Raw genomic sequence first — 26322 nt, 5'->3', positions numbered from 1 at the left:
TCCGGCTTTAAGCCGGACGGTTCCTTATTCTCAGCGTAAGTGAGTATATAATTTTGTTACATATCCCACCAAACACGACCAGTTAAGTCATTTGCCTGACCATAAGCACCTTCTTTCTGCATGTCCGAGATAGCGGCATTATAGTTAGGAATGTTTTCCTGTGTATTGGAAGGAATTGGCAGTATCCAGCGACGAGGAACTGTTGATTTCACACCGGAGATCATGAATGGTTCGAAAGGCAGTATACCACCTTCCTTAGGATAACCGGTGCGTTTCCATGAACCCCATGCTTCCTGTGGAGATTTGAACAGGTTCAGGAAGTTCTGAACACCGATCTTTTCCAGTTTCTCATCCAGCGTACCGGTGTAGGCAACAGCCGGATCAGCCAGGTAAGTAGTGATCTCTTCGGCACCCAGTGCAGAGTAACCAATGATCTTAGCTGTAGCTCCAATTTTATCGTATGCTCTCAGGGAAGCAGTTACGCCTTTATTGTACCATTCTTCAGCAGTACCGCCGGTGTTTACACCACGTTCTGTGAATTCAGCCAGGATGAAACACATTTCAGCATAAGAAGCAATAGGCTGTGTATACTGACCGCCGCTGCCAGCACCACCATCCTGATCGAGGTCGAACAGGCGGGTCTGTACTTTAGACAGAGTATCATAAGTCACCTGGGAAGTTTTACCACCCAATGTGATAGTATAGATCCTTCTAGTATACAGTCTGCTGTAAGCAGCGTTGCTCTTAGCATCTGGACTGGAAGGAATACCCACATAACGGCGAGGGTTGTATGTAGTACCGGAAGACAGTGCACCTCCATTTTTCAGGCTGTCAATTACAGACTGGGTGTAGCTGTTTGGTTTAAAGAACACACGCAGACGTGGGTCATTGTGCGTGTACATGAAATCCACGATGTTCTTGGCTGCTACAAAAGAGCTACCGTTATCAGGATTCCAGTTACCGCTGCGGGCGAAGTTTGTTGCGCTGGAGATAAATTTCCACTCCTCATCATTGCTCGTGAAGATACCTGCAGTGCTGGCAATAACATCAGCTACGATAGCTTTTGCTTTCACATCAGATCTTTTGTACAGACGCATAGCCAGTTTCAGACGCAGTACGTTAGCAGCCTTTGCCCATTTAGCAGCGTCTCCGTTGTAGAACATTTCTGCACTACCGTAAGATACCTGACCAGCAGCATTGGCAGCCAGGGTAGTTACAGCTGCTTTCAGCTGAGCATCCCATACATCGAACAGAGATGACTGGCTGTCGTACTTAGGTGTGAACATAGAGCTGTCACGGGCAGCCCATGCCTGTGTATAAGGAATGCTACCGTTGGCATCAGAAACCCTCCATGCAGCATATACTTTCAGCACTTTAGCAATTGCAGCAACGTTCTGGTATTTCGCTTTGTCTTCTGCAGACATTTTATCTACCAGAGACTGAATCTGTGAAGTGTAACGGCCAATGATATTGTACAAATCATTGTACAGACCATTGGTGTTTGAATTAGCTCCAAACAGGGAGTTGTTGGCACTACCTGCAGGATCCTGCGCTACGAATTGCATCCAGCGCATGATGTACTGGTAGTTATCGTAGAACCATTCAAAGTCGCGGTCTACCAGTTTGTATTCCGCAGCTACAATCAGTGTTTCCGGGTTAGTTGTCGGACTAACAATCGGGTTTGTATTTAAGTCTCTGAAGTCTTTGGTACAAGAGGACAGCAGTAAAGATGCCGCTGCAACACCCATTCCCAATTTATTTATAAATCTCATGTTTGCTATCGTTTAAAAGATTAACGGCATCAATTAGAATCCTACCTGAATTGTAACAGCCATGTTACGAGTATAAGGAGTGCTACCATATTCAGAGAATGCAGAAGAGCTGTTGTTACGAACTGCTTCTGGATTGATTCCGATTGGCATGTGGTTATACAGGTAACCCAGGTTACGACCTACCAGGTTAACACGCACGCTGTTCAGTTTAACGCGCTGTACAAGGCTGGAAGGTAAAGAATAACCCAGAGACACTTCACGCAGTGCTACATAAGATGCATCAAATACAGAGAACTCGCGGATACCGATCCCCCAGTCACCCTGCATGCCGTAGTACTGGAATGGAGTCAGTGGAGTTACATAACCAGCAGTGTATGCTTCACGGTAAGTTTTTCCGCTCAGGTCAATCAGCTGTCCATTGGAACCAGTGATCGTGTAACCATCCTGGAATACGCCATCAGGGATCATACCATCGTTACGGGTACGGCCAGTTGCGTCAGTAAAGGTAATACCGCCACTGGCTATATCGCGACCAGCTTCTGTATTCTTGGTAGTACCACGGCCAGTACCATACTGGTGAGAAGCAGAGAACATATCACCACCGATACGAGCCTGTACCAGGAAGCCCAGGTTCCAGTTCTTATAAGTGAAGGTATTGCTGAAGCCCAGGTTCAGGTCTGGAGTGATGTTACCGATATTGTTGTTAACACCACGCTTGTACTGAACAGGGAAGTCACCGCTCTTCTCAATGACCTTCTGACCCTGTGCGTTACGAGTATAACCGTAAGGAGTAGCCAGTACACCATAAGATTTACCGGCAGTAGCAATTACTCTAACACCCTGGTCTTCGTTTAGCTGTACTTCGCTCACACCATTGGTCAGTTCGATGATCTTGTTCTTATTATGGCTACCATTCAATGTCAGATCCCATGTGAAGTCTTTATGCTGGATCGGAGTAGCATTGATCGCTACTTCTATACCAGTGTTCTGCATGTTACCTGCGTTAATGTAGCGGGATTTAACACCTGATTCAAAAGATACAGGCAGCTGCAGGATCTGGTTCTTAACATTTGTTTTATACCATGCAACGTCGAAACCTAAACGGTTATTGAAGAAACGTACATCAGCACCGAACTCCAAACTGTGAGAAATAGATGGCTTCAGGCTTGGGTTAGGCATGATGTCTTCGTTGTAGATCTTCATCAGTGGCAGGCTTGAGTTAGAACCTGCACCCTGGAAGTAAGAGTCGGTATAGTAACCGCTGTTAGTCTGGTAAGGATTCAGGTCACCGCCCACCATAGCGTAGGAAGCGCGAAGTTTACCAAAACTGATCACTGAAGGCAGTTTACCTTTCAGACTTTCTGTGAATTCCCATGCACCGCTGAAGGAAGGATAGAAGTAAGAGTTGTTACTGTTTCCTGTCAGATAAGTCAGTGCGGAAGACCAGTCATTACGGCCGGTTACATCCAGGAAGAACGCGTTCTTATAAGCCAGGCTAGCTGCGAAAAACACAGAGTTGATACGTTTGCGATCCAGTGGTTTGTTATCTATCTGAGCAGCGTTAACACTGTTGGAGATAGCATACAGTCTTGGCAGACGCAGACCACCGCTGGTCTTGTTCACATACTGCTGACCGATACCGCTATTCCAGGTTTCAGCACCCAGGTTCAAAGTAGCTTCGAAGTCCTTACCCAGTTTAGGAGTGATCATAGCCATACCGGTGAAAGTATGCTGTAATCTGTCCATACCACCTTCCTGGAAATAACCTACAGAACCAGAGAAGTTTGGACCCTGACCTGCGTCTTTACGCTGATCGTAGGTATTCTCTTTACTCATGTTTCCTTTCAGTAAGAATTTCAGCCAGTCAGTAGCAGTAGCAGTCAGGTTTACATAACCAGTCAGCAAAGACTCTCTACGTGTCCAGCTATTGAAAGCCAGTGTATACCAATAGTCAGCACCAGCATAAGAACCGGTAGGACGCATTGAATTATCAGGCGCCAGGTAGTTCTCCTTTCTACTCCAGTAAGCAGGATCATAGTTACGAGGGAATACGTAAACATATTTACGACCCAGGTTCTGACCTGTATAGTCCCCCCCCTGACGGTCAGGGTTGTACGTTTTACTTGCAGTATAAGTAACACCGGCATCAGCAGACAGATATTTGGAGATAGTCTGTGAAGCTTTCAGGGAGATGTTATTCCTGTTGAATTCGTTGTTGGTTACAACACCCTTATTATTCAAGCGAGAGAAAGAGAGACGGAATGTACCTCTTTCGCTACCACCTTCCATTGCTACGTTTGTATTGTAGTACTGGCCGGTGCGGTACATGTCCTTATAGTTATTCGGCATTGGAGAGAAAGGGCGTAATTCACCGTTCAGCACCTTCTTCATCTGACCTTCCATTTTAGGACCAAAGCTGTAACCACCTTGCCAGTCAACAGCGTCCGGATCGCTGGTGGAGAAAGTACCATCCAGACCAGCACCGTAAGTATTCTGCAGTTCGATAGGAGTTTTGTATACTTCTTCCAGCTGAACTGTCTGGCTTACAGTAACACCAATACCTTTACGGGCAACACCTTTCTTGGTAGTGATCAATACTGCACCATTCAGTGCGCGGGAACCGTAGAGTGCAGTTGCAGCAGCGCCTTTCAGCACAGTTACTGATTGGTACTCATCTGGGTTCAGGTTTTTCAGCACGTTACCAAAGTTTACAGCGTTGTCGCTCACTTCGTTTTCAAAGATCACACCATCTACTACGAAGATAGGCTGGTCTTTGTCATTCAGTGATTTAGCACCACGCAGAATGATACGACCTGCAGCCTGAGGACCACCCACAGCGCTGGAGATGTCCACACCCGCAACTTTACCTTGCAGTGCGGCAACAGGGTTGATAGCATTGGTTTTAGAGATCTCATCACCTTTCAATTCAGTGATCGCATAACCCAGTTTACGTTGCTCACGCTTCATACCTAAAGCGGTTACAACTACTTCATTCAGATTTTTGTTGTCTTCACTCAGGACAATATCCAATGAACCGCTTGCCGGCGCTTCTTTGGTAGCATAGCCCATGTAGGAGAACACAAGAACTGCATTAGAAGGAACAGACAGTTTGAATCCGCCTTCTGCGTTGGACATTGTACCATTAGAAGTGCCTTTTTCCTTAATGGTAACACCCGGCAGGAAAGCGCCGTTGCTATCTTTAATGGTTCCAGACACTACCTTCTTATCCTGCGCAAACGCTGTTATACAGCAGCATAAGAAGAGCAATGTGCATACAAGAAATGATCTTCGCATAGCTTTCTCTAGGTTTTAATTATTATTTGTTGTTTAGTCTCACAGTTGAACATAGATATCCCTGGTCGCCTGGCCGGCAACGAAAAAGGGTACTTAAAAGTTTAAAACTCAGATGTAAAAGCAGGTTACAGTATACCGCTAAGCATAGCCCATTTGAATCGTCTTTCTCGATTTCCGTTTTTTCTTTAAAAAACACTTAAAGGCATAGGCGTCTTCATCCAGTCCGCACAAAAATTTTATTGATAGTTACTCTTTTTCCGCTAAATAGTTTACTCTTTTCTATTGTTTACTCAAATGCATGTCCCGTAATTACGCATAGTCTCTTTCACACATTAAACAAAATTTTACTTTTTGTTCGTGGATGCCAAACTATAAAAAATAAAATGAAGAACAAAAAACATTTAACAGTTTTTTGCCTTTTTGTTAACAATGCATTAAAAATGAGAAGATTACATGTTTATTAAACAAAATACTACCATGTATCTCCTTTCAAAATCTTTCATTTTTCTTCAAAATGATGTGTTCATCGTCCTTCTCATAAGGCAAATAAACCATCACTAATGTTAACATTTCATCAGTGGACTTCATGTCTCCGTTAGAGTAAACTAATTGCGGTGGGTTAGATGGGTTATTCGGGTTGTTAGCGGTGTTGTCGTAAGTACCCTCTATGGTGAGGATAGTACCTTTAGGGATTTTTTTCAATGTTGGGAACCAGTAGATCTCCTGCCAGTTGAAGTTCCAGTCAGGAATCTGTACCAGTTTGATGGTGTCTTTTTCTGGTGTTACACCGTAAGCCTTAAAGACCTTACCCACGTAATGCATATGTGGCCACACATACAACAGGGATTGATCTTCAGGGGTTGTCACTCTTAATTTGAAGGTCTTGACAGCATTAGCCGGGATGTAAAAGAAAGGGTCAATCTCTTTTTCGCCGACGCCGCCTGAACCCAGGCTGATCGCCCTTATCTGACGTTTTACAGGTGTCTTTGTAAAATAAATTTCCACGCCACTCACGTTATCCTCTTCTTTTGCTACCGGCGCATAGTGCATGGTCAACAATATCACTCCCCTCTTTGGCATTACCCAACCGATGTTTTCAGGATAAGATTCTCCGAAAGAACCGGGTATCCATCCGCCGTAATAGATCATGTGTTTCCTGAAAGGCACATACTGATCATACTTGAAACGGTTATCTTCGGTCAAATTGATGTAGTCGTCCGTATGGTAAATATCCAGATCGGGTACTGCATCCACCTCATAGTTCGCGTGGTGTATGATCTTGTTATTTGTGGTGGTGAACTGGATGGCTTCCACATTAGCAGAGTCGGGCAGTTCAAATGGTAATTTGAATACAATAAATCTTTCCAGGTTATCTCCCTTCACATGAAAGGGTTTGCTCATCTTCAACACCAGGTCTGGCTTACGGTTATGATGTGTGCCTGTAACAACAAGTGCTTCATCTTTTACTTCAACCTTCTTTCCTTTTGCCATACCATGATCAGCCCATTCTGCGATCATAGTGATCTCTTCATCAGTCAATCCACGCTGGTTGGCAAAAGTAGAATAATGCGGATCAGGCTTCCATGGTGGCATGAACCTGCTCTGTGTTACTTTCTTAACAAATGCAGCTCTTTTAGCAACATCCTCATATGTCACCAGTGGGAACGGCGCAGCATCACCATTCTGATGACAAGGTGTACAGTTACGGTGTATCAACGGAGCGATATGCTCACTCCAGGTGATACGCTGTGCTGCTACACGTGATATATTGAAGATTAAAAAGAATACTACAGATACTGCAATGCTGCATCGCATACGCGCCACTTAATATAAAACTCAATAATTACTGATCAGACAACCAATTGGCGTTGTTTGCGATACCAGTCCATTTCCTGTCAAAACATTATTAATCGCCAGTTCCAGATACTTCCTCGTAGCTCTTGCCCTTTTGGTACCTAGTCCTGTTACCCAATCGTCTATCAGGCCTCTGTAATACTCTTTTCCGTTATTACCGATAACCAGGGCTTCCGGGGTTACTGTAGCGTTGAGATAATTAGCCACCTTTTTATCGGTGTCCATCAATATAGGGAAGGTGATGTTATAATCTTTTGCATATTCAGCTACTTCACTCTGCGTGAATGTGCGGCCACTGATGATACCATAGAACTGTACATCCTTGTACTTGTCCTGCATTGCCTGTAACACAGGTGCATAGTTCTTACACAAAGGACATTCAGGAGAAAGAAAGATATATACCACAGGCTTGCCTGCGGGTTTTACAGTAAATGTTTTTCCTTTATAATCTTTTAAACGGCCGGCAGACATCACATTGGAACTGGCAATCAGTTGTGCGCTCAATGTATGCACCGACAAGATCCCCAGCAACAGGGCACAAAAAAATAGTCTCGACATAACGAATTAGTTTATCATAACAGTATATCCGATCTGGTTGATATATTATGGGCAGTGGTGTGTCTGCCTTAGTTCTTCATAACTCCTACTACAATCCGGTTGATAAAATCTTCTTATTCTTCTTTTCTCTCTGGCTCGCTCTGGTTATACAGCAAACCAGCTATTGTTTCTTTTCTGTCTACTTACGACTGTAAGATATACAAATAAATAAAAATATTGTATAAAGAACGACACTTTTTTACATCCAATTACTCTACTCAGTTCACCAACAATATATCGTTCAATATTATATGTATGGTTTACATAAAAGTGCCCCATCAAATGATAGGGCACTTTTTATTTTCACTCTTCTATTTCTTATCCCACCATACACGGCCAAAGATATCAGAAGGACCTTCTCCGAAATCAGGATTCTGGGCCATCTCGGCTAATGCAGCCTTGTTGTTTGCAACATTCAGGTTGGTTTCACCAGCAACATTCAGGGATGCTCTTCTCGGAATAACCTGTACTACACCTCCCGCCTTCATAACTTCTAATGCAAGTGGAGTAGTGGCATTAGGCATATCCAATCTTTTTAGGATAGCCCATGCTTCGTTAGGAGTTTTATAGTAGTTCAGGAATGCCTGAGAAGCAATCAGCGGCATCGCATTTGCGGCATCGTATTTAACACCCGGGCTAGTCAGGTACGCCGCAATCTCGTCATCGGTCACTGCTAAATAATCCGGCAGTTTTGCAGCTGATGCCATCGCATCATATCTTCTGATAGATGCCTCAATGCCTTTATTATACCACCCTTCGGCATCATTACCGGCAATACCTTTGAATGCCAGTTCAGCACGCAGGAAGCAAATATCCGCATATGTCAGCAAAGGGAAGGAGGTACTCCCCGTACCAGGCAGGTTGTTATACTGATATTCAGCCTGAAATAAACGGTATTGAATAAGAGATGTAGTGTCAAGGTTCTGATCATTACCTTGTCCGTTCTTTATCTTCCTCAATGTGAAGTAGCTTGATTTGTGCTGGTTGACAGCATCAGGGCTTGAATAAGTACCTACATAACGATTGGGATTGAATACCGCATTAGCAGGTAGCAGACCCTGGCTTACAGCCGAATCAAAGTTCTCCTTTGAATAGTCATTTTTCTGATAAAAAACCCTTAATCGAGGGTCTTTGTTGGGAAGCATGAAATCCACAATTGATTTAGACGAATGAAAACCTTCCGGATTCCAGTTGCCGCCATTAGTAAATGTATTGCCTGCCACCAGCACGAGGTCATCTTCATAGCCTCCGAAAAGCCCCCCTGCAGCAAGCACTTCAGTCGCAATAGCTTTCAGTTTTTCAGGTGCTACCTTGGACAAACGGGACGCAATCTTCAAACGTAAAGAAGCGGCACATTTAGCCCATTTTGTCACATCTCCTTTGTAGTAGAGGTCATTGTTGCCGTATGAAACCTGTGAAACAGAAGGATTGGAGGTCAGTACTGCTGTAATATCTTTCAGTTGCTGATCCCACAAAGTAAATAGCGCTTCCTGTGTATCATATTTAGGTGTGAATGTACCACCATAACGGGCCTGGAAGGCTTCAGCATAAGGAATACTACCATTGATATCAGATACGTACCAGGCATAGTAAACGTTCAGGAGCTGTGCAATCGCCTTTTGATACACTCTTTTTGCCTGTTCTTCCTGAGGCATTGCTTCAATCAGTTTCACTACATTCGTCAGGTTGTTTCCGATCCTGGTGTAATAATAGCCGAACCGATTATTTGCATTGCCCGTATTTTCAGAAATAAAGCTGGCAGTGTTACCTCCGTTTGATACCGTGAGTTCGGTAAACGGCATTATGGTACGATAATAATCATAAAAATATTCGAAATCACCATTGTGGATATTCACTATACTATTCACAAATTGTCCCTCAGGAGTAACGGTAGCCAATTTTTCCGGATCCGTATTGATTTCTGCAAATTTGCTTTTGCTGCAGGCTGCCAGTGATGCCACCATCACTATGTAAATTCCCTGCCGCTTAAACCTGTTATATAATGTTGTCATTTGATGTCGTTTTTCGTCTTAAGTAATGTCTGTTCTACTAGAAGGAAGCCTGAATATTGAAGCCCATACTTCTAATAAAAGGAATACCACCGTAATCAGCAGATGCAGCTGATGAGTTGTTGTACAAACCTTCCGGATTCAGACCTGCGGGGAGACTGTTGTAAAAGTAAAAAAGGTTTCTTCCAACAACGTTTACACGCAGGTTATTCAGCTTCAGTTTAGAATAAACAGTAGCAGGAACACTGTAGCCAACTGTCACTTCTCTCAGAGCCACCCATGAATTAGTAAATATTGCGTTCTCTCTGATACCGGCAGACCATGAGCCAAGACGATAGTAATAATCCCATGCTCTCTTAGGCAATACCAGTCCCTTGTCGTAAGCTTCTTTATAACTCATGCCACTTACATCAACTGCCGCACCTCCGGCAAGCGGCGTCATGGATGTACCTTTCGCAAAAACTCCATCAGGAATAATACCATCATTGTGAGGACCTTCTGCATCCGTGAATGCGATACCGCCACTTTCCTTATCACGTCCTGCCAATGAATTTTTCAGTTGTCCTAATGCATTGGCATAGTTATATGTAGCAGAAGAATATTTGCCACCTACTTTAGCATCAACCAGTACACTCAGGTTGAAGCTTTTATACCTGATGCCGTTGGTCCAGGAAGTCTGGAATTTAGGCTGAATGGTACCCATATCAACATAACCAATACCAGCATCACTTGAACGCAAATAACGGCCATTTGATTTCAGTACTTTTTTACCGTTAGCTGAAGGTTTTGCAGGATCGTTATAGTATGTGTACGCATATTTAGTCTGCATCATTCCATATTCTGCACCTTTACGCGCTATTACCTGAACGTCGGTACCTTGTGAGTTACCGTTCTGAAGAGCGATTGAACTTACCCCCGGAGCAATATCAATGATCAGGTTTTTGTTACGTGTGAAGGACAGCGTTGAGTTCCATTCGAAGTTCTTTGTTTTTACAGGTATAGTATTTAACAGAATTTCGATACCCTTATTCTGTACGTTACCTGCGTTAATCAAGCGGCTTTCAACACCACTTTCCTGTGGCATGGCCAGACTGATGATCTGATTAAATGTATTCTTCTTATATGCTGCGATATCTATACCGATTCTGTTGTTCAGGAATCTGATGTCAGCTCCCACCTCATAGTTACGGGTGTATTCATTCTTCAGGTTCGGATTACCTAATGTATTGCCATCAAATCCGAAACGCGGGATCTGTGAACCGTCATTGGAAATATAGTTGCCAATGAAAGAATAAGTTCCTTTACCTGTAGCATAAGCCTCAGTTCCTGCACCAGTGCCTGCATAAGAAGCTCTTACTTTACCGAATGTAAAGAATTCAGGCAAATGGAAAGTTTCGGAGAATAACCAGGAAACGCTCGCTGAAGGATAGAAGTAATTGTTCACACCATGACCATCTGCATACATCAGCGTAGAGTTCCAGTCATTCCTTCCTGTCAGATCAAGATATAACTGATCTCTGTAGGCAAAGTTCGCGAAAGCATAGATAGCGTCTGTTCTAACCCCTTTGATGATCCTTGCTGTAGCCAATGGATCCTGTACAGAGTTACTGATGTAAAACAAGCCAGGAGCTTTCAGACCACCACGCGTTTCAGCCTTGTTATATTTACCATAACCCCATCTGTAAGTTTCAGCGCCTACTGACAGGTCCATGTCCAGGTCGCTTGTCAGTTTTCTATGTCCGGACAATATAGCCTGCAGTTTGCGCTGCATATTAGTTGTGGAAGTCAGGTTGTAATAACCGCCGCCAAAACCGCTGTTAGTACCCAGCTCTTTACGCTCGTACTGCTGTGTATTAGCTTGCATATCGCCGTTCAATGCCAGATTTAACCAGCTGGTCAGATCCATTTTCAGGCCCAGGCGACCCTGGAAATTGTCTTCATCCTGTGTGGTATTGTAATTATATAAACGGAAGAAAGTACTGGCCATATCATACGGATCGTTCTTTAACACGCCGCCACTCGGATCGATATATCTGTCTTTCCAGTATTTGGTATCGTAGTTACGTGACATTTTGTAGACACTGCTGAATACCAGGTTCTCGTTACCACCATTTACAGCCGGATTCTCTACATTAGTCTTACCATAGTTGGCACTTACATCGACAGACACTTTGGAAGACAACTTATGCGTAGCCCGCAGATTGAAGTTATTACGCTTGAAATCGTTATTTGGCGTAACGCCGTTAGTCAGGTTATTGGAATAAGACAAACGGAAGGTTGTCTTCTCGTTACCACCATCAACAGCCACATTTGTGTTGTAGTATTTACCTACGCGATAAAGGTCCAGCATGTTGTTAGGCTGTGGGCTGAAATTTACCCAATTATTCTGCCAGTTTTTAACACGTTGTCCCTGCATTTTCGGACCATAGCTAAAACTGCTCCAGTTTTCATCCAGGTATGGCTCATTACTGCTATTAACAGGAAAATCCTTCGCCTCGATACCAACGCCATAGATATTCTGCATCTCCAATCCCTTATATGCCTTATCGTACATTTCAGCATGATTAACCGTTACTCCCAGACCTTTGCGCGCGAAACCTTTTTTGGTAGTAATGATAATCACACCATTCTGACCACGTGAGCCATATAATGCAGTTGCAGCACCGCCTTTCAATACAGAAACGCTCTCAAAATCATCGGGGTTAAGATTCTTCATCATGTTACCGAAGTCCTGAGAGTTACCCCACTCATCGCCGCCAGTGATAGCATTTTCCAAAAACACTCCATCTACTACGAAAAGAGGTTGGTTATTTAGGCCAAGTGAGTTATTACCTCTGATAAGCACGCGGGCGCTGGACTGTGGACCGCCACTACCTAAAGAGATGTTAACGCCAGCCACCTTACCTTGTAAAGCATTTACAGGATTGACCTGAGCTGAGAGAGCAATGTCTTCACCTTTTACTTCCGTCATGGAGTAACCCAGTGCTTTGGTGGATCTCTTTACGTTCAACGCTGTTACCACAACTTCCTGCAATCCTTTCTGGTCTTCTTCCAGAGAGATATTCAGACTACCGCTGCCGCCAACAGGGGCTTCCTTTTTCAGATAACCGATGAACGAAAATACAAGTGTACCGGAAGGGTTGGCGTTCAGCTTATACGTTCCATTCATGTCTGTCACACCGCCATTGGTAGTCCCCTTTTCTGAAACACTAACGCCGGGAATCGGGTAGCCCTTCGGATCTTTAACAACGCCGGTTACTGTTACCTTCTGTTGTGCCCAGGCAAACTGGAAGCACAAAACAGAAAGAACCGCAAATAAAAAAAGCGATCTCTTCATTGTTTATTCTTTTTGATTGATAACTAAGTGGTGGTTTAGGTATAAAGTTTAGCTATTGTCATCGTGAGCCTGGTTAACAGGCATAGTTTCCCTGGTTGCCACTGTCAATGGCATCATTAACTTATGATCATTGCCGAAAAACATTTAGATTATGTCATCACAGACATAGGTATCTTGTTTCGAAATACGTTATTGTATAAATCCGATCATTGATTGATATTATTATGTGGAAAATGTTACGTTTATGAGCAAGTCTATTCACGGTATTAATCGTCAAAACAATAAGATACCCTGAAGAAGCTGCTTAATCTTCTTTTACTTTAAAATTAAAAACCGCGAAAATCTGCTACTCTCTCTTGCCTGCTAATTCGATCTAAATTTGGTTGAATTCATTATTCCTGTTGTCCTCATCACGTGTTCGATCCGTTACGTTCATCACAATGCCTGAAATTCTGTTACTTTCTTAATGCTCATTTACACCGAAGGCTACAGTTCTTAAACGTTTTAGCCTCTTTTGCAAAAAAAAATTGAATGCTCTGATTTTACTCTATTGTTCCCCTATGACTATGATTCTAATAATCTCAAACTTATATAAAGTTTTAATCCCGTGCAAATAATTTTCGCAATAATTTAACAATATCAACGTTTATCAAACGCCCTTTGTCCAATCATAACATCTTCGTTGTATTACTGACTACAAAAGGTTTACACGGGATTCCACTTATAATTATCTACTGTGCTTTTTTATGCATTCGCATGAGAGATGGATGGCATAGACGATTCTCTTTTGCGTAATTCAAGAGAAAGCACTATCTGCTGAGGTGTAGTGGAAGTATTATGCTCGAGTTCTGATATCAGCAGATGAATCAGTCTCCGTCCGATTTCTTCCACCGGCTGTGCTACACAGGTAATAGAAGGACTGTGCAGGCGGAAAATATCATGATCATCAAAACTCACCATACCTATATCGGTACCGATACGCAGACCGATAGCACGGATGCTTTCTATGCCACAGATGCCAAGGTAGTTGGTTGCGAAGAAGAGCGCATCCAGGTCTTTATTGGTCTGCAGGTATTGTGTGATCTCCTGGATGAACCCTGCCCTGTCAAGATCGAATGGCAGGCGTTTAATGACGTTCTTACCTGCCGGCAGACCATGTTTCTTGAGTGCATCCACAAAACCATCCAGACGTTGCTGCATTTGTATCTGTGAGGAAGTAGTAGTGATAATACCGATCTTCTTATACCCCTGTTCCACTAAGTGGCTGACAGCCACATAGGCGCCCTGGAAGTTATCTACCACTACATAGTTGGAATCTGCGATATTGGGAAAATAACGGTCCATCAACACGACCGGCTTCTGAAGGGATACAATTTCCTTATCAAGATTTACTGTTGGGGTGATAATATATCCGTCTACCTGCCGGTAACGCAACACTTCCAGCAATCCTTTTGCCTTCTCCTCGTTATCTTCCGTACTTCCGAAAAGGACTTTATAACCAAATTTGTCCGCCTCGTCTTCTACAACTTTGGCTACGTTGGCAAAAAAACTATTCGCAATATCTTCTACTATTAGTCCGATCGTCTTGGTTTTGCCGGTGCGTAATCCTCTTGCGAGCTGGTTTGGCTTATATTTCAACTTCCCGGCTATTTTGAGAATCCTCTTGCTGACCTGTTCGCTGATCCTTTTTTCTTTTCCTTTACCATTCAATACAAAAGAAACTGTTGTAGGAGAAACCCCTGCCTCTTGGGCAATATCTTTAATGGATATTCCTTTCACGAAATTCAGATTTGGTTTGATATTCATTAGAAATTTAGAACCTTAACTGCACATAGCCAAATATAATAATATTCCCTTGCTATTCTCCGGGCTTGATTATTACGAATAAATGATGTTTTTTTAACCAAAATTTTCTAATTTGGCATTTTATAAGAAAAAGTTCTGTCAGGGGGATTTGCAATAGCTGCAATAAATTGCTGCATCGAAATGCAGCAGGAACCGTATACCAGGATAGTTTGCATACACTGTTTCGAGAGTCACACAGGGTTAAAGGGAAGTTTTAAATTATAATTACATGAAACCCATTCTTATTAAAGTGGGGGCATTTGCCGACAATCAGATCACCATAATAGAACGATGTGATCCTTATTTTAATACACCGTTTCACTTTCATCCGGAGTGTGAGCTTGTATTTGTAATGGAAAGCAATGGCAAAAGAATTGTGGGGGACAGCATCGAGAGTTTTGATGTTGGCGACATGGTATTTCTGGGGCCGCATATTCCCCACGTATGGTACAATGATGAAAGTTACCACAAAAACAATGACCAGTTAAAAGCACGGTCAGTCGTAATCTATTTTCCGAAAGACATTTTCGGAGATAAGTTCTACGGACTGCCGGAAACAAAATCACTTTCAGACCTTTTCCACAGGGCTCAACGGGGTATGAAGATCCTCGGACCAACCTATGATATTCTGAAAGAACAGATATTGTCCCTGCCGAAGAAAGAAGGACTGGAAAGGATCATTTCCCTGCTTAGTATTCTGAAGGTACTGGCAGAAACAAAAGATGTGCAATACCTCGCCAGTACAGGATATTCACATGCTTTCAATGCAAAAGACAACCACAAGATCGATGAGGTGTTCAAGTATGTAATGGGCAACTTCTCCAAGGAGATCTCCCTCCAGGATGTAGCCAGCATCACCAATCTTTCTCCTCAGTCTTTCTGTCGTTTCTTTAAGAACCGTACCAAGAAATCATTTGTGCAATTCCTTAATGAAGTACGTATTGGTCATGCCTGCAAACGGCTCACGGAAGAAGACTGGTCTATTGCGGAAATTGCTTACTCCTGCGGTTTCAAGAACCTTTCTAACTTCAATCGCTTTTTTAAAGAGATCGTAGGTAAAACGCCAAAGGAATATAAAAACGAATTAAGACTCAAAGAAGCGTGATAACTACGCTTATTTAAGCAATATATAGCCCTGCCATTGAATTGACGGGGCTATGTACTGATCTTCAGCCATGTAAGCACAGTGGCTGTGTACCAGCATTGTAAATAGTTTGGTAATTGATCAAAATGTATTAATTTTCTTTCGGCTGATGATGAAAGATGCCAGCATAAATGGAATTATTTACTGATAATAAGCCATTTATCAACCAAACTCTATTTCTGTAATCCATGTATAGTAATTATACTGATCAAGAATTACTATCGCTGCTGCAAGAAGACAGTGTAAATGCTTTTAACGTTATCTACGAGCGTTACAGTCACCCTTTATACCTCTATATTCTCAGCAAGATAGACGGTGCCGACGCCGGTAAAGACGTCCTCCAGGACCTCTTCACCTCACTGTGGGAAAGAAGACAGTCTATCAGCGTAAATGAATCCCTCAAATCTTACCTGTACCAATCCGCCAGGCATAAGATCATCGACATTTACCGCAAAAACACGACTTACCGGAAATACCTGCAGCAGCTGATAGAACACTTTGATGTGCAACCCGGTGGTATTGCAGAGCTGGTAGACAGCAGAACCAGGACACAGGACGTTTTTGAAACCATCAATCACCTGCCGGAAAGAATGAAGGAGATCTTTATGCTAAGCCGCGTTGAGCATCAGACAGTTGAGCAGATCGCCCTCCGGCTCGGACTTTCCCAGCAAACAGTTAAAAACCAGATAACTAAAGCCCTTAAGATATTACGTGCGAACCATGCCAGGACAGATCTCGTGTTGTTCCTGCTCACCACACAGGCCATGTACTCATTTTTCGCTAATTAATGGTACCTGTACCTCACTGGTACGACATAGCTTTATCATTGGGACATTTCAAATTTGCAATCAGTGGAGCAAGAAACGATAAGGAAATTACTTGAGCGTTATAACGAAGGCCAATGCACCCCCGAAGAAGCAGCTATCATCGACGAGTGGTTTGACAGCATTGGCGATCAATATACATCGCCTAAAAATGAGCAGGAGGTTCAGGCGGACCTCAGCGCAGTACAGCGCGCGCTCATGAAACAGATACAGCCAGCCCCCCGACGCCTTATGCGCCGGTCCTGGTATTATGCGGCCGCCGCGGTTACCGTACTGGTAGCTGCCGGAGCATGGTTCTTCCAACAGCGGCATCAGCCGGCTACGTCCGATATTCCGGGACAGCAGCCGCTTGCGGGCAACCTGGCAAAACCGACCAGCACCATCGATGATGGCGTTGTAACGGTCAATACACCTAAAGGTAGCCGGGAAAATATCCTACTGGAAGATGGCAGCCGGATAGTATTGAACGCCGCCAGCCGGATCCGCTATCCACAACACTTCACCGGCAATCACCGCGACATCTACCTGGAGGAAGGAGAAGCCTGGTTTGAAGCAGCTCCCGGGGCAGCCAACTCCTTCACCGTACATGCAGGTAATGTCACTACTGTCGCATTAGGCACAACTTTTAATATACGCGCTTACACACATGAACAGCAGATCACCGTTGCCCTGCTGAGCGGCAAGGTAAAAGTGACCACCGCATCACAGCCGTCCGTTATATTACAGCCCAGCGAACAGGCCAGCTATGACCTTCGCTCCCTGCAGCTCGTAAAAACTGTTTTTAATACAGAAGCAGTTACAGGCTGGCAAAAAGGCTACCTGATATTCAAAGACGCATCCTACGAACAGGTACGTACCGGCATTGAAAACAGGTTCGGCGTGACCATCATCAACCAAAGCGATAAAAAAGACTGGACCTATACTGGAAACTTCAGAGAGGAAACCCTGGCAAACGTTATTGAAACCATATGCCTGACAGAATCACTTTCCTACACCATTGGAAAGGACACCGTGATACTAAAGAACAAACAATAATGCTGGAAGATCTTTTGCCTGTCAACAGACAGACACTTTTTCATTGAAGCTGCTTTTGAACTTAAATGTAAATGAGGCTATATGAGGGGAAAATCATACTTCTGTAAAGTATGTATTATTGCCGGCTTCCTGTTAATGCCTTCATTGACGGGTAGCATGCCTCTGTATGCCCAACAGCAGCTGCTCCCCTGCAGCGACTGCATCACTATTGCTGCCGGCAACAGAAGCCTCTCTGATGTCATGGCCGAAATAGCGAAACAAAGCCATCTCAATTTCCACTACGATAAAGCAGCGATTGATCTCAACAAAAAGATCACCTTACACTGTAAAGACCTACCCGTCAGGGAAGTACTTGACAAGCTTTCCATCCGCACAGGACTTTCCTTCCTGATAAAACAGGATAAGATCATTGTATCAGCTACCGCAATGGAAACCACCGGTGGAAACACAGAGGCGACCGACGGGGACAACCTCTGGCAGATAACAGGCCGCGTACTGGATACACAGGGCCGTCCGATACCCGGCGCTACTATCCTCGTTAAAGGCACACACAACGGCGTGCATACCGATGATGAAGGTTATTACGCCATACTGGTAACGCCGGCGGATATACTTATTTTCCGCTCCGTAGGATTCCTTAACAGAGAGATCTGCTCCGGGGACCAGCATTCCCTCGATGTGATGTTAACGGAAAGCGTCTTCGGACTGAATGAACAGGTAGTAACTGCCTTAGGCATCCCCAAGAGCAATAAAGAACTCCCCTACTCCACCGGTCACCTGGTCAGCGACGATATATCCACCGTAAAAGATGCCAATGTCATCAACAGCCTTTCCGGCAAAATAGCCGGCGTTATGATCAACAGGAGTGCATCAGGTATTGGGGGATCTGCAAGGGTCATACTACGTGGTAATAAGTCCACCCGGGAAAACCAGCCCCTGTACATCATTGACGGTGTGCCCATGGCTAATTTCACCCCTTCACAACCTACTGATATCTGGGGCCAGTCCTCCGGTATTGTAGGCACCGGCGGCAGGGATGGTGGCGATGGTATCTCCAACATCAACCCCGATGATATTGAAAGCATCAGTGTACTGAAAAGTGCCTCCTCAGCGGCTTTATACGGTAGCCAGGCTGCGAATGGCGTGATCATGATCACCACTAAAAAAGGCAATGCCGGTAAAGGACGTATCAACGTGGCTTCAGACCTGATGGTGGATGCACCTATGCTGTTACCGAAACTGCAATTCCGCTACGGACAGACTACCCGGCCTTATAAGGATGATAAAGACAAGCTGCAGCCCGGTTCAGCTGACAGCTGGGGCGATAAAGTACAGGCTCCTGATCATACCAGGGATTTCTTCCGTACCGGCCTGACTTCCACCAATGGCCTATCCTATAGCGGCGGTGCGGAGAACACACAATACTATCTCTCGTATGCTAACACGATGAACAGGGGTATTTTACCCGCCAATCATTTCCAGCGGCATACCTTCAATACCCGTATCACCAGCAATCTGCTGAAGAAGAAACTGGCTGTAGATGCCAATATTTCCTACGTGATACAGGATGTGCTGAACCGCCCCTCTTCCGGCCTGTATTACAATGCCCTCACAGGATTATATAATATGCCCCGGGGCCTCGATTTCAACACCTATAAGCAATATGAATATCACGATCCAACCAGCAACCTGTCGTTACAGAACTGGTGGAATATCCGCAGGGACCGCGACTGGACAGGCCTGGATGATCAGCAGAATCCCTATTGGGTCCAATACCGGGACCAGCGCCGTGAAACCCGGTACAGGGGAATGGCGTCCCTTTCCCTGAAATACAGACTCGCCAGCTGGTTGTGGCTGCAGGCAAGGGGTAATATTGACAAGAGTGATGACCGGTATGAGATGTCGGCCCATGCTGGCACACAACAGGTATTAAGTCCGCCGAATGGCCGCTATACCCGCGAAGTGGAAAACAACACGCAGCTCTATGCAGATATGATACTGACCGGCAGCAAGCAGTTTTGTCCCCAGGTAAAGGTGCAGGCCATGCTGGGTGTCAGCATTACCGATGTAAAAGCGCATGACAGAACGCTTACCAGCACTAATCCTACCGCTGCCGATGGCCTGATCGTGCCGAATGTGTTTTCTACGGATAATATCTCTGCCAAAGCACTGGATGCACAAAAGAGTATCGATAAAAAGCAGTTGCAGGCGCTTTTCGGTAGCGCACAGCTGAATTGGAAACAGCGCGTATTCCTTGATCTGACCGGGCGTAACGACTGGTCCAGCACTTTTGCTTTTACGCCGATCAAAGACAAGGGATATTTCTATTACTCAGCGGGCATCAGTACTGTACTCAGTGAATGGTTCAATTTACCGGCGGCCATCAGCTTTGCGAAGGTGCGTGTATCATATGCAAAAGCAGGTAGTGATATTGCTCCTTATGCTTCCAGACCGGCCCGCTTCCTGATCATGACCACAGCAGGCGTACCCCGTGTCAACTTCAATACCCGGGCGCCCTATCCGGGCATCTACCTGAAACCGGAAGATAACCGCTCCCTGGAAACAGGTCTTGAATTCCGTTTCCTGAAAGACCGTGTTGGCATCGACGTTACCTGGTACAAGAATAACAACTACCAGCAGTACATGGAAGTGCGTGCGCCCACTGGTTCCGGATACCTGTTCTATTACCTGAACCTGGGTAATATACAGAACAAGGGATGGGAAGCAACATTGAACATTGTGCCCGTCCAGGAAAGACAATGGAGATGGAATACGAATTTCAATCTGACGATCAATAGTAATAAAGTAGTAAAACTCAGCAACAACAGCATCCCCGGAGCAGGACCAGATAACTATTACATTCTCACTGACTTCCTGACCAACATGTATGGGTCTTTTATCAAGGAAGGCGGTTCCTGGGGAGATATTTATACCAATAAGGAATTATACAGGAATGATAAAGGACAGCTTGTTATTGATAATCAGGGCAATCTGATAACCCGGAACGTACTAAAGAAAGTAGGTAATCCCAATCCACGTTTTATGTTAGGCTGGAATAACTCCATCACGTACAAAAATTACGCACTTAGTTTCCAGATAGACGGCCGCTTCGGCGGTAAGGTCATGAGTGTGACCAACTCTGTACTGGACAGCTATGGCGTTAGTGAGGCCAGCGCCAAAGCCAGGGATGCAGGCGGCGTGACAATCAATGCGGTATATGAAAACGGGGCCCCGCTTACAGGCACATACGATGAACGTAAGTATTTTGCCACCATCGGCGGCAGGGCCGGCATCGGAGAAACGTATATGTACGATGCTACAAATATCCGGCTCAGAGAGATATCACTTACCTGTAAATTACCGTTAAAGAGCAAATGGATCAACATGATGCAGGTAGGACTCATCGGCAGGAACCTCTGTTTTTTCAAACTGAATGCTCCATTTGATCCGGAAGTATCCATGAGTAGTGGTAATGGATTACAGGGAATAGACGTATTCGGCGTATCGGCTTTAAGAAGCATTGGCGCTAATATTAAACTCGTCTTGTAAAAAGAGCTTATGAATAATGAATAAAGGAAGATCTGTCATTAACGTAATCATTGTTTTACTCTCAGGGTTGTCCCTCCCGGTAGCCTGTACCCGCAACTTTGAGAGTATCAACACCAATCCCTACGATCTGTATGATAACGACCTGCAGGGAAACTTCAAGCTGATCGGCGATCCGCTGGTACAATCCATGCTGAACATCTATGTAAGCAGTGATGTATCGGTTACACAGCTGCAGCAAAACCTGATGGGCGATGTGTTTTCCGGTTATATGATGACACCCAGCCCCTTCCAGGACAACCGTAATAATATGACCTACGACCTCCTGGACAACTGGAACGACGATGCCTGGCTGACCGCATATGGCAATGTCATGCCCAATTGCAGATTTGTCATGGATAAATGTAGAGGAAAATATCCCGACTTCTATGCCTGGGCGCAGATCATCAGGGTACTGGCCATGCACAGGGTAAGCGATATTTATGGCCCTATTATTTATACCCGTTATGCCATTATCAATGCCGACCGTAGTATTGATTATGACTCACAGGAAGCCGCCTACGATGCATTTTTCAATGATCTTGATTCCGCTATTACCACGCTGAGTAATTATGCACCAACAGCGCCGTCTGAGAGGTTTAAGAGCTTTGATCTTTCCTACAATGGCGACTATATAAAATGGATCAAACTGGCCAATACCTTGCGTTTACGGCTGGCTTTACGTATATCCAATGTTTCTCCTGCAAGAGGGCGGAAAGAAGGAGAAGCTGCATTAAACCAGGAATATGGTCTTCTCACCAGTCCGGCAGAAGACTTTACGATCAATATTGCACCGCTCACCCATCCGCTGAATGTAATCTGCAATTCATGGAATGATATCAGGATGGGTGCTTCGATGGAGTCCATCCTCTGTGGTTATCATGATCCCCGCATTGCCCGTTACTTCATTCCGGCAGACGACAGGAATGACCTTTACCGGGGTATCAGGAACGGCATTACTATCACCAGTAAAGATGCATATTCCGGTTTCTCCAAGCTGGCCCTGCAACCATCACGTATTCAGCTGTGTACAGCAGCGGAGGCATGGTTCCTTAAAGCAGAAGCGGCACTCAATTCATGGAAGGGCGCGGGCGATGCAAAAGACAATTATGAAAAAGGAGTCTATACATCCTTTCAACAGTATAATCTTACAGCCGCTTACAATAGTTATATTAATAATGATACATCTACCCCAAGAGCATACAGTGATCCCATTAATCCAGTAAACAATGTTCCTTATAGTAGTCCTTATCTGAGCAAGTGTACTATTAAGTGGGTACATAATGCGTCTGTACCTGAAAAGCTGGAACGTATTATCACGCAGAAATGGATCGCTATGTACCCCGACGGACAAGAAGCCTGGTCTGAGTTCCGCCGTACCGGTTACCCTAAACTATTCCCCGTTGTCGTCAATAACAGTGGCGGCAAGATCCCTTCTTCCACCTTCATCCGCCGCATTCCCTTTATTCAATTCGAATATGCCACTAATCTGGCCGGTGTACAAAGAGCCATCACCACGCTGAAAGGGGAAGACAATGGCGGTACAAGACTGTGGTGGGACAAACAATAATTTTTTTTTTGCAGTACATGGTACCATTTTATTTTCCATACGACACCTTTTTATGCGCTCATGGTACTTGTTGAGACACAAAGGGACACAGCAGCGCAACACGTATTGAACATGTCAGTATAAATATCAACTAAAACAAATCGCAACATTTCACGTGCGTGAAAAGCGCACCGGTATGCATTGTTATGCCGTTCATCAACTAAAAAGGGAATAAGTATCACGTACATAGTATAGATGGCTTCTGAGAAAGATTGCAATGGATGCATCCGCACCCAGTAGCTCTTGCTATGTCATCATGGGTTTAAACTATTCTAATCATCCAAAAGGAGTATCTATGACAAGTAAACTACGCTTTAACAAAGCATGCATTACTGCAGGAGTAATGCTCGGTCTTATGCTTGCCGACGGCGCGCAGATGGCCTTTGCTGCTCCTATGCCTTTATCCAGCATGAGGCAGCAGAAGCAGGTAAGGGGAGTCGTTAGGGACAAAAACGGCAATCCCATTCCTGGCGTTAACGTATTAATTAAAAACAGCAATGTAGGTACCACAACCGGCACAGATGGCAAGTTTGTTATCACTGTTAAATCCCCATCAGACATTCTGGTATTCAGATTCATTGGTTTCCTCACACAGGAAGTGGCAGCAGGAGATCAGTCATCCATCGATGTAACTCTTCAGGACGATGTAGCCAACATCAATGAAGTAGTGGTAACGGCACTGGGCATACGTAAAGAGGCCCGCAGCAATGGTTATGCTGTATCAAAAGTACAGGGTGCAGACATGACCAAGGCCAGGGAGATCAGTGTGGCCAACGCCCTGGAAGGCCGTGTGGCCGGTGTGAACAGTACACCTCCAGCCACGGGCCCGGGCGGTTCTTCCCGCGTAACTATCAGGGGTAACTCTTCCCTGAGTGGCGCCAATCAACCATTGTATGTGGTGAATGGTATCCCTATGAACAATGCTAACCTCGGATCTGCGGGCAAGTGGGGTGGCACCGACCTTGGTGATGGTATCTCCAGCGTTAACCCGGACGATATCGAAGACATGACCATCCTTAAAGGTGCAGCAGCTTCCGCCCTGTATGGACAGCGTGGCGTGAATGGTGTGATCATTATCACCACCAAATCAGGTAAAGCCGGAAAGATGCAGGTAGAGCTGAACAGCAACGTTACCATTGATAAAGTAAATAATTTCCTGGACTTCCAGGAAGTATACGGACAGGGCCTTAAAGGTGCGAAACCCGCTACGGTAGACGCGGCACTGAATGCCGGCCTGTCAAGCTGGGGAAGCAAATTGGATGGCTCTCCTACCATCATGTTCGACGGTGTGTCCCGTCCTTATTCCAAACAGGGTAATCACATCAAGGATTTTTATAAAACAGGGTCCACTTTCAGCAACACGCTTTCAATAGCTGGTGGTAGTGATAAAACAACTTACCGCGTTGCATTGGGCGACCTGCGCAGCAACGGTGTATATCCTAATACAGAGTATATCCGCAACAACGTAAACATTGATCTCAATTATAAATTATCAGATAAATTCAGCGGACAGACAAACGTCATCTATGCGAAGGAAGTGACCAACAACCGTTCTAATCTGAGCGATGCTCCCGGTAACGGTAACTATGCTATCGCCTTCCTGCCAGCCAACATGGCAGCATCCTACCTGGCTCCAGGCTATGATGCCCAGATGAATGAAATAGTCTACAGCGCTGATAAGTTCAGCACGAACCCATTCTTCGCTGCCAACCGCTTCATGAACAATACAAAGAAAGACCGCGTACTGGGTGTAACAAGCCTGCGTTATACGCCTTTACCATGGTTGTTCATCCAGGCACGTGTAGCGAATGATTACTTTGGTTTCAACGCTACCTCCATCACACCTACAGGTACCGCTTACCGTCCTAAGGGTAGCCTGGATCTGGAACGTAACCGCCAGTTCAATGAAACGAATGTGGACGCGTTACTGGGCATCAACAGGGAGATTGCCAGCAAACTTAATCTGAACTTCACTGCCGGTGCCAACCTGCTGAAGAAAAAAGACAAGGTGAACGACGTAACTGCTTCCAACTTTGCTTTCCCATTCGTTTACAACCCATCTACGGCTGCTACCAAAAACAGTACGATTATAGAATATAATAAGGAAGTACAGTCTGTATATGGTTCATTGGAACTATCATGGAACAGTATTTTCTACCTGACTGTGACTGACCGCAACGACTGGAGTAGCACGCTGCCAAAGAAGAACAATTCCTATAATTATCCTTCTGTAAGCGGTTCTTATGTATTCTCCGAAAATATCAAAACCAACTGGCTGAGTTTTGGTAAGATCAGGGCCGGTTATGCACAGGTTGGCGGTGATGCGGAAGAATATAAAACAGCACTCTATTACAGCACCCTGGGTAGTAACGTCAACGGAGTGCCAATAGGTGATATAGACAACAAGATTCCGAATAAGGCGCTGAAACCACTGAAAGTAACAGAACTGGAGATCGGTGCCGAACTGAAACTTTTCAACAACCGTTTATTCGGTGACTTCAGCTGGTACAATAAACAGGCATCCAATGATATCGTAACAGCTACTGTATCCGCAGGCTCCGGTTACAACAGTGCACTGGTGAATGTGGGTAAACTGGAAAACAAAGGTATCGAACTGATGATAGGCGGTACACCTGTGAAGACGGCCAACTTCGGATGGACCACTACTTTCAACTTTGCACATAACAAGAACAAAGTGATCGCACTGGCAGAAGGACAGAACTCTATGCTGGTAGAAGGTGGTGAGTCACGCACAGAAGATGGTTTCATCAATCACGTAGTAGGATTGCCATATTCACAGATCATGGTGTACGATTTCAAACGTAATGCAAAAGGAGAACTGATCGTGAATGCATCAGGTGTACCACAACGCACAGATGCGCTGATCGCGCAGGGTACAGGTGTAGCACCGTATACCGGCGGATGGAGTAACGATATCTCTTACGGAAAATTCCACCTCAACTTCCTGATCGATTTCAAAGCAGGCGGAAAGATCTATTCCGGTACCAATGCCAATGCCTACGCATATGGCCTGCACAAAGAAACACTGTCAGGACGTGAAGGTGGTGTAGTTGTAAAAGGTGTAACAGAAGCAGGTGATGCGAAAACCACTACTGTTGCCGTGGATGATTATTACAAGGCACTGTCTGACATCTCTGTACTGTATGTTTACAAATCAGATTTCATCAAGTTCCGCTCTCTGAGCCTGACCTATGATTTCACTAAAAAAGCATTGGGTAACAGACTGAATGGCGTCAGTGTGTCACTGGTAGGACGTAACCTTTTCTACATCAAAAAATCTACGCCTAACATTGACCCTGAGTCTAACTACAGCAACAGTAATGCGCAGGGACTGGAATATGCAGGCTTGCCTACTACCCGTTCCTTCGGTGTGAACCTGAATGTTAAATTCTAAAA

At 44.7% G+C, this 26322-nt stretch carries 13 protein-coding genes; 6 read left to right on the top strand and 7 right to left on the bottom strand.

What is annotated here, in order from left to right; translation table 11 throughout:
• Window positions 1-56 precede the first annotated feature (56 nt).
• From CLV42_RS16820 to CLV42_RS16790, 7 genes are all read right to left on the bottom strand, one after another.
• Complete coding sequence (locus CLV42_RS16820) at window positions 57-1772, bottom strand: SusD/RagB family nutrient-binding outer membrane lipoprotein (RefSeq protein ID WP_106603085.1); 1716 nt, start codon at window positions 1770-1772, stop codon at window positions 57-59.
• Window positions 1773-1805: 33 nt separating this feature from the next.
• Entirely contained in the window at window positions 1806-5066 is a 3261-nt protein-coding gene (locus tag CLV42_RS16815; protein ID WP_106603084.1) for a SusC/RagA family TonB-linked outer membrane protein, read from the bottom strand.
• 489 nt (window positions 5067-5555) lie between these two features.
• Window positions 5556-6881 carry a c-type cytochrome gene (locus CLV42_RS16810; RefSeq protein ID WP_211303470.1) on the bottom strand — a complete coding sequence of 442 codons (1326 nt, stop codon included), beginning with the start codon at window positions 6879-6881 and terminating at the stop codon, window positions 5556-5558.
• Window positions 6882-6902: 21 nt separating this feature from the next.
• Window positions 6903-7478, bottom strand: a complete 576-nt coding sequence (locus CLV42_RS16805) for a redoxin domain-containing protein (RefSeq protein WP_106603083.1) — start codon at window positions 7476-7478, stop codon at window positions 6903-6905.
• Window positions 7479-7828: 350 nt separating this feature from the next.
• Complete coding sequence (locus tag CLV42_RS16800; RefSeq protein ID WP_106603082.1) at window positions 7829-9529, bottom strand: SusD/RagB family nutrient-binding outer membrane lipoprotein; 1701 nt, start codon at window positions 9527-9529, stop codon at window positions 7829-7831.
• A 37-nt stretch (window positions 9530-9566) separates the two neighbouring features.
• Window positions 9567-12863 (bottom strand): SusC/RagA family TonB-linked outer membrane protein, encoded by a 3297-nt coding sequence (locus CLV42_RS16795; protein ID WP_106603081.1) that lies wholly within the window; start codon window positions 12861-12863, stop codon window positions 9567-9569.
• A gap of 744 nt (window positions 12864-13607) precedes the next feature.
• A complete protein-coding gene (locus CLV42_RS16790; protein WP_106603080.1) occupies window positions 13608-14669 on the bottom strand; it encodes a LacI family DNA-binding transcriptional regulator in 1062 nt (353 codons plus the stop codon).
• A gap of 268 nt (window positions 14670-14937) precedes the next feature.
• On the opposite strand from CLV42_RS16790, the gene CLV42_RS16785 reads away from it, so the two are divergent.
• The 6 genes from CLV42_RS16785 to CLV42_RS16760 all read left to right on the top strand — a co-directional run bounded on the left by CLV42_RS16785 (window position 14938) and on the right by CLV42_RS16760 (window position 26320).
• Window positions 14938-15813, top strand: coding sequence for an AraC family transcriptional regulator (locus tag CLV42_RS16785; RefSeq protein ID WP_106603079.1), 876 nt, complete (start codon window positions 14938-14940; stop codon window positions 15811-15813).
• Between the two features lie 227 nt (window positions 15814-16040).
• Window positions 16041-16640 carry an RNA polymerase sigma factor gene (locus CLV42_RS16780; protein WP_106603078.1) on the top strand — a complete coding sequence of 200 codons (600 nt, stop codon included), beginning with the start codon at window positions 16041-16043 and terminating at the stop codon, window positions 16638-16640.
• Between the two features lie 63 nt (window positions 16641-16703).
• A complete protein-coding gene (locus CLV42_RS16775; RefSeq protein WP_106603077.1) occupies window positions 16704-17711 on the top strand; it encodes a FecR family protein in 1008 nt (335 codons plus the stop codon).
• Window positions 17712-17792: 81 nt separating this feature from the next.
• Window positions 17793-21260 carry a SusC/RagA family TonB-linked outer membrane protein gene (locus tag CLV42_RS16770; RefSeq protein WP_106603076.1) on the top strand — a complete coding sequence of 1156 codons (3468 nt, stop codon included), beginning with the start codon at window positions 17793-17795 and terminating at the stop codon, window positions 21258-21260.
• 16 nt (window positions 21261-21276) lie between these two features.
• Window positions 21277-22866 (top strand): SusD/RagB family nutrient-binding outer membrane lipoprotein, encoded by a 1590-nt coding sequence (locus CLV42_RS16765; protein WP_106603075.1) that lies wholly within the window; start codon window positions 21277-21279, stop codon window positions 22864-22866.
• A gap of 334 nt (window positions 22867-23200) precedes the next feature.
• On the top strand, window positions 23201-26320 hold the full coding sequence (locus CLV42_RS16760) for a SusC/RagA family TonB-linked outer membrane protein (RefSeq protein ID WP_170117542.1): 3120 nt from the start codon (window positions 23201-23203) through the stop codon (window positions 26318-26320).
• The last annotated feature ends 2 nt before the right edge of the window (window positions 26321-26322 follow it).

The organism is Chitinophaga ginsengisoli, from assembly GCF_003014595.1.
Taxonomy (GTDB): domain Bacteria; phylum Bacteroidota; class Bacteroidia; order Chitinophagales; family Chitinophagaceae; genus Chitinophaga; species Chitinophaga ginsengisoli.
This window is presented reverse-complemented; position numbering and strand designations above follow the sequence as displayed.